Genomic DNA, 11,769 nt, shown 5'->3' with positions numbered 1-11,769 from the left:
ACAAAAAAGGCCTGACGGAGTGAACATGACCACTCTGTCAGCCTTTTTTCTTTTATGAAGGTCTTAATCATCGCCAACGCCTACGATAGTCAACAGAACGAACAAGACGAGAATTAGCGCAATCCCATTAAAGCCGCCGTTAAACAAGCTCATCGATTTTCCTCCCACACGTAAGGCGTAGTCAATTCCCTATAGGATAGTCATTGATCTATGAATCGGTGTCGAGGCTTCTACCTAAATTCCTGTACACAACTTTCTTTTTAATTTTTCGATTTGCATGTATAGGGCTGGATTTTTCTGACAATACTGTGAGCATGAAGAATCCAGAGGAGGATATTATTATGAATTTGTTAGAAAAAACGAGAAAAATTAATGTGATGCTTCAAAAAACAATGGGTGGCAGCGGAGTAGGCTTCCAGGATCTCGCAAGGCTTTTATCTGAAGTGATTTCTGCAAATGTTTACATCATTACCGCAGATGGCTCGATCCTGGGAAGTGGAATGAATCAGGAAATTTCCCTGCAAGAAGACGGTCGTTCTTCCACGCAGCTGCAGGAAGGTGTACATCAAAAGCTGCTGGAAGTTACACAAACCTTGGCGAACGAGCCGGTTACCAGTCCGTACAGCCTGGTTCCAAAAGAGTTGAATTCGATCTTCCCGCAAATGATGACGACGATTGTTCCTATCAATGCAGGGGGAAGCCGTCTTGGCACACTCGTCCTGCTGCGTGCTTACGGTCAGTTTGAAACAGAGGATCTGATTTTGGGCGAGATCGGTGCTACCGTGATCGGTATGAAAATCGTTCGTCAGCGCACAGAACAGATTGAAAATGAAGTGCGCGACAAAACATTTGCCAAAATCGCACTCTCTTCGTTGTCCTACAGTGAACAGATCGCGATTGAAAAAATTATGGAGCAATTGGATGCACGCGAAGGTTTGCTGGTAGCTAGTCAGCTGGCAGATCAAGCAGGTCTGACACGTTCTGTCATCGTGAACGCTCTTCGCAAGCTGGCAAGTGCCGGTGTGCTGGAATCCCGTTCGTTAGGGATGAAGGGTACATATATCAAAGTGCTGAATGACAAGTTCCCATCTGAATTGGCAAAATGGAAAACCTCATAAATGCCATGAGCTACGAAAGAAGCTCTCCCTGTACTAGGGAGAGCTTTTGTTTATGAATCAACGAGTATAGCAGAATAGATAAAACGTTCATGATTTAGCGATTGAATAAATGATTTTCTTCCCTTTATAATGTCCACAAAGGTTGAAACTTCAAAAAAATCAAAAATTTAAAGTTCATACTTCAAAAATGAATGGAGGTTCTAAGAATGAAGGTGATTATTGGTGGGATTGCGCATGAAACAAACACGTTTTCCAATGTGCCCACGACGCTTGAGATGTTTCAAAGCTATGAGTGGGATTATCATGAAACGATTGTGAATCGCAATCGGGGCGTTCGCAACTTTCCAGGAGGGATGGTGGATCGCGCCGAAGAGCTGGGCATCGAGCTACTACCGACCTTTCTCACCTTTACGTATCCAGCGGGGACGATTTTGCGAGAAGCGTACGACCGGATTAAAAAGGAGCTTCTTGACACCATTGCCGCGACAGAAGGTGCAGATGCCATTTGTCTAGGGCTTCACGGAGCGGGGGTCGTTGAAGGAATGGATGACCTGGAAGGCGACATTCTGGCGTCCGTGCGTCAGTTGGTCGGTTATGACATTCCCTTAATTGTTACGCTCGACCTCCACGCAAACATGACACAAAAAATGGTAGATGAAGCCGATGCGCTCCTGGGTGTCCACCTCTACCCGCATGTGGATTGCTATGAACGCGGAATTGAAGCGATCGATCTGGCACACAAGATGGTTACGGAAGGTATGAAGCCGACCATGCATTTGACCAGACTGCCATTATTGATTCCGACATCAGCTACTCATCATTCCCCGGCACGCGAAATAAACGAAGCCTGCTGGGCGTGGGAAAAGGAAGAAGGCGTCATCGACTGTGCATTCTTCCACGGATTTCCGTATACGGACATTCCTGAGCTGGGCGTTTCTGTTTTGAGCGTCACCAATAACGATCAGGAGCTCGCCAAAAAAGTGAGCGAGGATGTCGCCAGTCTGATTTGGGAAAAGCGGGATGAGTTCGAGCTGAACATGCCCGCGCCTGCCGAAGGAATTGCGATGGCACTGGAAACGGAAGGGATGCCCATTGTAATCAATGAGACCTCAGATAATCCAGGCGGAGGCACACCCGGAGACGGAACGCATTTACTGCGGGCCATGCTGGAAGCCCAGCTGACAAATGCATGCTTTGGTTTTATTTACGATCCCGAAGTGGTACAGATTGCCCATCAAGCTGGAGTAGGCGCTACCATACAGCTATCCCTTGGTGGAAAGACAGACTACTTGCATGGAGAGCCACTTGAAGTAACAGCCTACGTCAAAGCTTTGACAGATGGAAAATTCATTGCGACGACGCCGATGGGGCAAGGCGGTCATGAGAATTTTGGCAAGTCCGTTCGCTTGCAAATTGACGGGGTTGATGTACTGGTTTGCTCCGTGAAATCGCAAGTGCTGGATGAGCAAATTTTTCTGTTGCACGGAATTGACGTGACCAAATACAAGATCGTGGCCTTGAAATCAAGCACACATTTCCGGGCATCATTCGAACCGATCAGCGCACGCGTCATTACCGTTGATTCGCCGGGATTGACGACACTCAACTTCCGCTTTTTCAAATACGAGCGCGCCATTCGTCCGATTTATCCGTTAGACCCAGCCACAGAGTGGAACCTACATCAATTGACAAGGAAGTAGATGATCATGGAATCCGTACAGGAGCGCATCCGCAAGCATTATCCGGAATTGACCAACCAACAAAAACTCGCAGCCAAATACATTCTCGCCGAGCCGAAGAGCGTTGCACTGCAACCAGCCAAAGTTGTCGGGGCATTGAGCGGCACAAGCGAAACCACAATCATCCGACTATCATACGCTCTCGCCTACTCCGGGTACAGCGAATTGCAAAACGAGATCCGCAGCTCCTTATTGGAAAAAGTCCCAAAAGCTGATGCCATCCACAGTTTTCGTACAGCGGCTGTGGAGATGAAGGGGAAACAAGACCTGATTTCTTATAACATGGAGCAGGATGTTGCGTATATTCGGCAAACGTTAGGGGAGCTACAAAAGGACCAACTTTTGCAAGCGGTTTCAAGTATTATGGCAGCCAAACACATTCTTGTCGTAGGGTTTCGCAGCTCCTTTGCTCCGGCCCATTGGCTCGCCTTTACACTGAATGTCGTCCGAGGAAACGCGCATCTGTACAATGGGCCAGTTGATGACGTCAACTATCTGTTGACCCAGATCAATCAGGAGTGGCTCGTGATTGCACTTTCCTTTCCCCGCTATACGAGTGAAACCATCCTGTTTGCAAAAGCAGCCAAAGAGAGAGGTGCCAATATCATCGGGATTACAGACGATGAGCTATCTCCGATTGGACCGGTAGCCGACCAGATTTTGAAAGTCAGCGCACCTGCTCCTACTGCCTTAAAAGGAATGACGGCGATCTTTTCCATGCTGAATATTTTGATCAGTGGTGTGGTTCAGGCTGATGGTGAACAGGTACAACAAAGACTGAAAGAATACGAAGAGACAAGTCGACAAATATACCCGTTTGTGGAAGGGACAGAAGTGTAACGGCCATTGATAAGGGGGATGGGACATGAAGATTCACAAGTGGAAGCAAGGGGCCTTGAGTGTATTTGTGGCAACGGCGTTGATTGCAGGTTGCTCCTCACAGCCGACCAATCAAACGGGGAATGACACGTCGGCCAAAGGGAACACATTAGTCATCGCTTCCTTGACGGACCCAGACTCGCTTGATATGCACAAAACGAGCTGGCTCAGTATGGAAAACAGTTTAATATACGAGCCTCTATTGACCCGCGATGCAACAGGCAAACTCCATCCGGGTTTGGCAGAGAAGTACGAGATCTCGCAGGACGGCAAGGTTTGGACATTTACCCTCCGAAAAGATGTCCGCTATCACTCCGGCGATCCAATGACGGCAGCATCCGTAAAAGATTCGTTTGACCGTTTGCTTGCCATTTCTCCTGTGAAGGGGCTTGCAGGTCCGATTGAAAAAGTGGAAGCAACAGACGAGCATACGCTCAAGGTGCATTTTAGCCAACCATTTGCTCCTTTTGTTAACGTCATTGTCGGTGGATTAGTCTCACCTCTTGACGCCAAAAAGGCAAAAGAATTAGGGGATGGCTTCTCAGATAACCCATCTGCAACGGGGCCTATTATCTTTGACAAACGCGAGCGGGGGGCTTCGCTCACCTACAAGAAAAATCCTGATTATAACTGGGGACCGGAGTACGCTACCAACAAAGGTCCTCTGCAATTCGACAGCATGATGTTCCGGTTTATGAAAGACGACGATACACGCCTGATGGAATTCAAAAAGGGTACGGTCCATGTGTTGTATGATGCGCCGCCGAACTCGGTTGCGGAGCTTGAGGCACTGCCCGGAGTCAAGATTGAGAAAGCGATGGACGTTGGAAACAAATACATTGCTTTTAACAATAAGCACCCGCTGTTTTCAGATGTTCGTCTGCGCAAAGCAGTAGCCCTCTCCGTAGATCGTGATCCACTTGTTCAGGTAGCATTGAACGGATTCGGCAAGCCAGTCTATGGTCCATTGGCACCCACGATTTATGGCTACAGTGAAGCGATTGAAAGTAAGGCGAAGCAGTTGTATACGAGAGATTTAGGCAAAGCCAAGCAGTTGCTAGCGGAAGCAGGCTGGACGGATAGTAATGGGGATGGCATCGTAGATAAGGACGGAAAACCGTTGTCTGTAGAAATGCTCGTCTCTCAAGAGCCAGCATTTCAGCGAGCAGTGCAGATTTTGCAGAGCCAGCTGAAAGAAGCAGGTATTGATATGAAAATCAGCGTGCAAGAAATGACAACCATCAAAGAGCGCATTTCGAAAAAGTCTTATGACATGGCTTTGATGTACTACGGCTGGTTTGATGCGGATATTTTGTACCTCATCTTTGAAAAGAGCAATTCAACAAGCCGTACTCATTACAACAACCCTGAGTTGGATGTGTTACTGAACAAAGGACGTTTGGAAATGAATGAGCAGGCGCGTCTCAAGATTTACGAAGATGCACAGGAGATTTTGCTAAATGATTTGCCGTGGGTCCCTTTATGGGTTAGTGAGACGGTGATAGCAACTCGCGGCGTTAAAGGCTTCACGGTCAATCCGTACACGCAAGGTATTACGTTGCATGATGTCATGCTCGAAAAATAGACAACTGGGGTGAGGGCATGCGCCGATATGTAGTAAAAAGATTACTTTCCCTGGTAGGTACACTGTTTGGCGTTTCCGTCCTGATCTTCTTGATGGTGCACCTTATACCGGGCGATCCCGCAACACAAATCCTCGGACAGTTTGCAACACCAGAGGCCATCAGTCAAATGAGAGCGTCGCTAGGTCTGGATCAACCACTGTGGCAGCAATACATGCGATTTGCTGGAAACCTGTTCGCTGGCGATTTGGGAACATCGTTATTCACTGGCGAAAAGGTATGGGATCAGATTATGAACCGTTTCCCAATCACCATGCAGCTTGCCATCCTTAGTGTAATCATTGCCGCAATATTCGGTATCTTGTTGGGCACGATTGCTGCCGTCAAACAAAACACCATCATCGATCGGCTTGTCGTGCTTACCTCGTTACTCGGTATTTCGGCACCTGGCTTCTGGATTGCCTTGTTTCTCATCTGGATTTTTGCTTACAAACTTGCCTTGTTTCCGATTTCCGGCTATGAGGGGATTCACTCCTTGCTGCTGCCAGCGATTACGTTGGGTATGGCGGAAGCGGGGATGATCGCCCGTATGACCCGATCCAGCATGCTGGAAGTCATCAAGCAGGATTACATGCGGACAGCTGAGGCCAAGGGGGCAGCACTTTTCCGAATCATAGTGAGCCACGGTCTGCCGAACGCCATTATTCCTGTTGTCACGATGCTAGGCTTGCAGTTCGGTTCGCTCATGGCTGGAGCTGTGGTGGTGGAAACCGTGTTTTCTCTGCAAGGGATCGGCAGCCTGGCGATTGAGGCGATCAGTAAACGGGATATGCCGACCATACAGGGCATGGTGTTTTTCATGGCGTTGATTTTTGCCTTAACCAATTTGATCGTGGATCTCATTTACAGCCGGATTGATCCGCGAATCCATTTCGACTAAGGAAGGAGAAGATGGATGGTGAACAGTAATCGTCCGGAGTCGTATTGGGGAGGGATGGGCAAACGGCTGAGACGCAATAAAACAGCAATGGCGGGTGTGGTTATCCTAATCGTCTTCACATTGGGTTCGCTTCTTGCTCCAGTCATTGCCCCTCATCCTGTCGAACAAATGAACTTTAACAGTCGATTAAGCGCTCCGAGTACGACTCATCTTCTCGGAACAGATGATTTTGGCAGAGATATTTTTTCCCGTTTATTGCACGGGGGACGGATTTCCTTGCTGATGGGTTTGATAACGGTTGTGCTTTCTACCTTGATAGGTGTAACGCTCGGTATTATCGCTGGCTATTATCGTCGCGTGGATCTGTTTATCATGCAGGGCATGGATATTCTCATGTCACTTCCTGCTCTGCTTCTGGCGATCGCTGTCATTGCGGTCTTGGGTCCCGGTTTAACGAATGCCATGATTGCGGTAGTGATTGCCGTTATTCCGTCTTATGTGCGGGTCGTTCGCTCTGCAGTCTTATCCATAAGGGAAAAAGAGTACGTTGAGGCTGTTCGCGCTCTAGGGATCAGAGACTGGCAGATTTTACTGAAGCATATTTTACCCAATATTCTCTCCCCGATCATCGTGCTTTCCACCATTCAATTCGGTGTGAGTATTTTGGCGGCAGCTGCCTTGAGCTTCCTCGGACTGGGTGCGCAACCGCCGATGCCAGAGTGGGGAGCCATGGTTTTTGTCGGCAAGGCATTCTTGAGTCAGGCCTGGTGGATGTCCATTTTTCCTGGATTGGCCATTATGCTGGTTGTCCTTGGCTTCAATCTGTTAGGTGACGGATTACGGGATGCATTCGACCCGAAAACGAGGTAATGGATGAAGGGGGCACAAGCTGATGAAAGAGGTACTCTTGGAAGTAATTGATTTACGCTTGCAGTTTAAGACGGATAAGGGCGAGCTACCAGCGCTGCAAGGCATTTCTTTTCAACTGAAAAAAGGTGAGACGGTCGCGCTGGTAGGCGAGTCTGGCTGTGGAAAAAGTGTGACGTCCTTGGCGATCATGGGGCTCTTGTCACGGGCGAATGCGCAGATGGAGGGAAGCATTCGGTTTCGTGATACCTTATTGAACCAGTTGAGTGCCAGTGAACTTCGCAACATTCGCGGAAAAGATATCGCGATGATTTTTCAGGAACCGATGACGTCACTCAATCCGGTCCATACGATCGGACGACAGCTGGAGGAAGTGTATCAGCTGCATACCGATTTATCGAAAAAAGAACGCCAAGCAAAAGCGGTTGAGATGCTCAAAAAAGTGGGCGTGCCGCGGGCAGAAGACATCATGCGGGAATATCCCCATCAGCTATCAGGTGGGATGAAGCAGCGTGTCATGATTGCGATGGCGATGGCTTGTAACCCGGATTTATTGATCGCGGACGAGCCGACGACTGCACTGGATGTGACCATTCAAGCGCAAATTTTGGAATTGATGAACGATCTGAAGGAGAACGATCATACCTCCCTGCTGCTCATTACGCATGACTTGGGAGTGGTGGCTGAAATGGCTGATCGTGTACTTGTCATGTACTACGGGGAGATCGTAGAAGAAGCTGACGTTGCCAGTCTGTTTTCGAATCCGAAGCATCCCTATACGATTGGACTTTTACGCTGTATCCCCGATCTGGATGAGGAGGAGAAGCTACGCCTCGATCCGATTGAAGGAAGTGTCCCGCTACTGGGTGAAGTGACACAAGGGTGTGCATTCCGCTTCCGCTGCTCGCAGGCCGAAGAGCGATGTTATCAAGAAAAACCGCCGCTTAAGGCAACGGGCACAGGCACACAGGCCGTTCGATGCTGGCTGTACGAGAACAAGGAGATGGCGGTATGAGTGATATCTTGTTATCGGTAAACGATTTAAAGACGTATTTTCCCATTAGCAAAGGAATGTTTCGCAATAGCGACGAAGTGATAAAGGCAGTCGATGGGGTTTCTTTCCAGTTGCGAAAAGGCGAAACGCTTGGATTGGTAGGAGAAAGCGGTTGTGGCAAGTCAACGACTGGTCGTAGCATCATGCGACTCATTGAGCCGACAGGTGGAACGATTGAATTTGAGAGGCAAAACATTTTGGATATGTCGGCTGCACGATTTCGTCCACTCCGCAAACGAATGCAAATCGTGTTTCAGGACCCGTATGCGTCGTTAAATCCACGGATGACCGTGCAAGGGGCTTTGGAGGAAGCGTTAGGCGTCAAAGATCCGCAAATGTCTGCGAAAGAAAGGCGCGATCAAGTAAAAGAACTGCTTCAGATGGTCGGACTGAATGCTCAATACGCTACTCGCTTCCCCCATGAGTTCAGCGGTGGGCAGCGGCAGCGAATCGGGATCGCTCGAGCATTGGCGGTAGAACCTTCATTGATCGTAGCAGATGAGCCGGTTTCAGCACTTGACGTCTCCATTCAGGCGCAGATCGTGAATCTGTTGCAGGATTTGCAGCAACGTCTAGGCTTGAGCTATCTGTTTATTTCACACGATCTAGGTGTCGTTCGCCACATCAGCGACCGAATTGCGGTCATGTATCTTGGAAGAATCGTCGAAATCGCCAGCAAAAAGGATTTGTTTGCGCGACCGTTGCATCCGTACACGGTAGCGCTCATGTCAGCGGTTCCCAAAGCCAACCCGTTTCGGAAGAAGGAGAGAATCGTTCTTTCCGGGGATGTTCCCTCTCCAGCGAATGTTCCAGTTGGTTGTGCGTTTCATACCAGGTGCTCCTATGCTACGGATGTTTGCCGCACAGTGCGTCCTGTCGCTACACTTGCTTCGCCACAACATTATGTTGCTTGTCATTTATATGGAACAGAAGGGATGAAGTACATTGAAAATCGAACGAATTGAATTGCAGCAACTACACATGCCACTTCGTTTCCGTTTTGAAACGAGCTTTGGATATACGACCATCAAGGAGCTCATTCTGGTCAGTGTGTATGGAGAGGGAGAGGTAGGGCACGCGGAAAGTGTGGCGATGTCGGCCCCTTATTATAGTGAAGAAACGACAGAGACAGCATGGCACATGATGGAGAAGTTTATGATTCCGAAGCTGTTCACGAGTGAAATCGAGACCCCGGAAGATGTGGATCGGCTGTTTGCCCCCATTCGCCGTAATAACATGGCGAAGGCGGCTTTAGAAGGCGCGATCTGGGATCTCTACAGCAAGCAGAAAGGAATCTCTCTCGCCAAAGCATTAGGAGGCGAGAAATCTGTTATCGATGTAGGGATCAGCATCGGTATTGAACCGACTGTCGATCAAGTTTTGGCAAAAGTAGAGCGCCATCTCGGTGAGGGCTATAAGAAGATCAAAGTAAAGATCAAGCCGGGCTTTGACGTAGAGGTGATTCGAGCAATCCGCGAACGCTTTGGAGAGGGTGTCCCGCTGATGGCGGATGCGAACTCCGCATACACGATGGAGCATTTGGATGTGATGAAGGAGCTGGATCAATATGGGCTGATGATGATCGAACAGCCACTCGCCCATGATGACATTATTGATCATGCCAAGCTGCAAAGGGAGCTGTCCACTCCAATTTGTCTCGATGAAAGTATTCATAATGTGGATGATGCCAGAAAAGCGATAGAGCTAGGCAGCTGCGGCATTATTAATATCAAGGTGGGGAGGGTCGGTGGATTAACAGAGTCCAAACGCATTCACGACTTATGTCAGGCACACGACATTCCGGTTTGGTGCGGAGGCATGATTGAGTCGGGTGTCGGCCGCGCGCACAATATTGCGATTACCTCTTTGCCGAATTTCACGATCCCTGGTGATACAGCCGCCTCCAGTCGTTACTGGGAGGAAGACATCGTGGAGAATGGAGTAGAGCTGATGGCTCCCGGTCAATTGGCTGTTCCAGATAGCCCGGGCATCGGTTATACCCTGAACCAAAAGGCGATCGGCAATTATGTGATTCGTACGGCAAACTTCCGGCCTTAAACCAAAAGCTAAAGTGAAAAGGGGAGAAGGAACATGGCGGATTGGGTACAGTCGTTTGAGGAATACGCGCAAAAGCTACTTGCAGAGGCAAAAGTGGCAGGAACAGCGGTTGGATTGGCAGAGCAGGGAGAGATGGCGTATTTCCATGGCTTCGGTTTGGCAGACAACACAGAGGATGCAAAAGCATTAACGCCTGATACAGTGTTTGGCATTGGTTCTGCTACCAAGTCCTTTACATGTGTGGCCATTATGCAGCTTCAGGACGCAGGAAAGCTATCCGTTCATGATCCGGTCAATAAGTATCTCCCAGAGCTACGCACACCTAATGAAGCTTATACTCGCGAGATGACCATCCATCATTTGATGACACATACGGCTGGATTCCCTCCTTTGGATACATTAGCTGGTGCGATGAAAAGAAGTATTCTGAAGGGTGGGGACGTTAAGTCCTCTAGCTCCGGTCTTGAGTTTGATCTCGATAAAGTGGAAGAGATCAATACAAAAGAAGAATTCATGGCCTACATCGGCAAGCTGGATTACGAGTTTTTAGGTGCGCCTGGAACGGAGTTTAGCTACTCCAATGACAGTTATGCCATGCTCGGTCTGATTATTGAACGAGTGAGCGGGATTTCTTATGAGCAGTTTGTGCATGACCATATTTTGGTGCCAGCCGGGATGAAGAACAGTGCCTTTCTCGTCGAAGATTTGCCAGAGGGAGCAGAGGTAGCTACCTTATTTACCCGAAAAAGCCCAAAGGATGGCGGTGAGGTATACCGTTCCCCCTCGTGGTGGGATTCACCATCGATGCGCTCCGCTGGTTTTCTGAAATCGACGATTCACGATTTATTACGCTATACCGAAATATTCAGAACGGGTGGATTGGTAGGAGAGAATCGCTTGCTCTCACTGGAGAGTGTGCAGGCCATGATAGCGCCTCATTTCCCGATTTCTCCGTTTCAAGCATATGGCTATGGATTGTTTGTAGCCAATTGTCATGATGGAACACTCATTGAGCACGGTGGAGCGATCAAGGGAGTTGCGGCACAAATTTTTGTTTTCCCGGAGCGGGGCCTGACAGGAGCCATATTGATGAACACAGATGGCGGGCCAATGGCAGATTTGATGCACGGTATTTTGAATGCGACCAACGGACGTACTACGGATACGGTACCGTTCCCATATCCGGATTATGAGCTGGCTGTCGAAGCACTCCCTGCATTTACAGGAGAGTATCGCTCTTCCGAAGGGGCGATCGTATCGGTTGAAATCGAAGAAAATGAGCTGGTAGCAAAAAGTAACGGAATGAACATTCCACTTCGACCAGTGGGAGAAGACAGCTTCGTCATGAAACGTGGAGAAACCGACATGTTTATCCGCTTTGTACGAGATGAGGCAGGAGTAGTCACACGGATGGGCTTTGGTGGTCGTCAGCTGGTAAAGGTCTTTGCTGAAAAAGAACAAACTGTTTAAATAGCAAAACGCGTACCTGCAAGAGCTCATGCTTGCGAGGTGCGCGTTCTTTCTATCTATA

Annotated in this window: 11 protein-coding genes; 10 read left to right on the top strand and 1 reads right to left on the bottom strand. The window is 48.7% G+C overall.

The window, feature by feature from the left end:
- Positions 1-63 precede the first annotated feature (63 nt).
- Entirely contained in the window at positions 64-153 is a 90-nt protein-coding gene (yjcZ, locus tag C7R92_RS15910; RefSeq protein WP_007720887.1) for a sporulation protein YjcZ, read from the bottom strand.
- Between the two features lie 188 nt (positions 154-341).
- Between yjcZ and codY the strand changes: the two genes are divergently transcribed.
- The 10 genes from codY (at position 342) to C7R92_RS15860 (ending at position 11,708) form a co-directional block, all read left to right on the top strand.
- Entirely contained in the window at positions 342-1,118 is a 777-nt protein-coding gene (gene codY, locus C7R92_RS15905; protein WP_017250422.1) for a GTP-sensing pleiotropic transcriptional regulator CodY, read from the top strand.
- Positions 1,119-1,324: 206 nt separating this feature from the next.
- Complete coding sequence (locus C7R92_RS15900) at positions 1,325-2,818, top strand: M81 family metallopeptidase (RefSeq protein ID WP_106834926.1); 1,494 nt, start codon at positions 1,325-1,327, stop codon at positions 2,816-2,818.
- Positions 2,819-3,697 carry a MurR/RpiR family transcriptional regulator gene (locus C7R92_RS15895; RefSeq protein ID WP_106834925.1) on the top strand — a complete coding sequence of 293 codons (879 nt, stop codon included), beginning with the start codon at positions 2,819-2,821 and terminating at the stop codon, positions 3,695-3,697. It begins immediately after the preceding gene.
- Between the two features lie 25 nt (positions 3,698-3,722).
- Positions 3,723-5,321 carry an ABC transporter substrate-binding protein gene (locus C7R92_RS15890; protein ID WP_069847560.1) on the top strand — a complete coding sequence of 533 codons (1,599 nt, stop codon included), beginning with the start codon at positions 3,723-3,725 and terminating at the stop codon, positions 5,319-5,321.
- A gap of 17 nt (positions 5,322-5,338) precedes the next feature.
- Positions 5,339-6,259, top strand: a complete 921-nt coding sequence (locus C7R92_RS15885; RefSeq protein WP_017250418.1) for an ABC transporter permease — start codon at positions 5,339-5,341, stop codon at positions 6,257-6,259.
- Positions 6,260-6,274: 15 nt separating this feature from the next.
- Positions 6,275-7,129 (top strand): ABC transporter permease, encoded by an 855-nt coding sequence (locus C7R92_RS15880; RefSeq protein ID WP_017250417.1) that lies wholly within the window; start codon positions 6,275-6,277, stop codon positions 7,127-7,129.
- A gap of 22 nt (positions 7,130-7,151) precedes the next feature.
- A complete protein-coding gene (locus tag C7R92_RS15875) occupies positions 7,152-8,141 on the top strand; it encodes an ABC transporter ATP-binding protein (RefSeq protein ID WP_017250416.1) in 990 nt (329 codons plus the stop codon).
- Positions 8,138-9,145: an ABC transporter ATP-binding protein gene (locus C7R92_RS15870; protein WP_106834924.1), complete on the top strand. Its 1,008-nt coding sequence runs from the start codon at positions 8,138-8,140 to the stop codon at positions 9,143-9,145. Before C7R92_RS15875 ends, C7R92_RS15870 begins: the two co-directional genes overlap by 4 nt.
- On the top strand, positions 9,126-10,238 hold the full coding sequence (gene menC, locus C7R92_RS15865) for an o-succinylbenzoate synthase (RefSeq protein WP_106834923.1): 1,113 nt from the start codon (positions 9,126-9,128) through the stop codon (positions 10,236-10,238). Before C7R92_RS15870 ends, menC begins: the two co-directional genes overlap by 20 nt.
- Positions 10,239-10,271: 33 nt before the next feature.
- Positions 10,272-11,708: a serine hydrolase domain-containing protein gene (locus C7R92_RS15860; RefSeq protein ID WP_106834922.1), complete on the top strand. Its 1,437-nt coding sequence runs from the start codon at positions 10,272-10,274 to the stop codon at positions 11,706-11,708.
- Positions 11,709-11,769: the final 61 nt, after the last annotated feature.

The organism is Brevibacillus porteri (genome assembly GCF_003013475.1).
GTDB classification, from domain to species: Bacteria; Bacillota; Bacilli; order Brevibacillales; family Brevibacillaceae; genus Brevibacillus; species Brevibacillus porteri.
The sequence above is the reverse complement of the archived record's forward strand: the minus strand, read 5'-3'. Positions and strand labels throughout refer to the sequence as shown.

Coding starts and splice junctions, on each gene's coding strand:
- C7R92_RS15875 (WP_017250416.1), top strand. CDS start 7,152: ATGAAAGAGGTACTCTTGGAAGTAATTGATTTACGCTTGCAGTTTAAG.
- C7R92_RS15870 (WP_106834924.1), top strand. CDS start 8,138: ATGAGTGATATCTTGTTATCGGTAAACGATTTAAAGACGTATTTTCCC.
- yjcZ (WP_007720887.1), bottom strand. CDS start 153: ATGAGCTTGTTTAACGGCGGCTTTAATGGGATTGCGCTAATTCTCGTC.
- C7R92_RS15880 (WP_017250417.1), top strand. CDS start 6,275: ATGGTGAACAGTAATCGTCCGGAGTCGTATTGGGGAGGGATGGGCAAA.
- C7R92_RS15890 (WP_069847560.1), top strand. CDS start 3,723: ATGAAGATTCACAAGTGGAAGCAAGGGGCCTTGAGTGTATTTGTGGCA.
- C7R92_RS15900 (WP_106834926.1), top strand. CDS start 1,325: ATGAAGGTGATTATTGGTGGGATTGCGCATGAAACAAACACGTTTTCC.
- C7R92_RS15860 (WP_106834922.1), top strand. CDS start 10,272: ATGGCGGATTGGGTACAGTCGTTTGAGGAATACGCGCAAAAGCTACTT.
- C7R92_RS15885 (WP_017250418.1), top strand. CDS start 5,339: ATGCGCCGATATGTAGTAAAAAGATTACTTTCCCTGGTAGGTACACTG.
- C7R92_RS15895 (WP_106834925.1), top strand. CDS start 2,819: ATGATCATGGAATCCGTACAGGAGCGCATCCGCAAGCATTATCCGGAA.
- codY (WP_017250422.1), top strand. CDS start 342: ATGAATTTGTTAGAAAAAACGAGAAAAATTAATGTGATGCTTCAAAAA.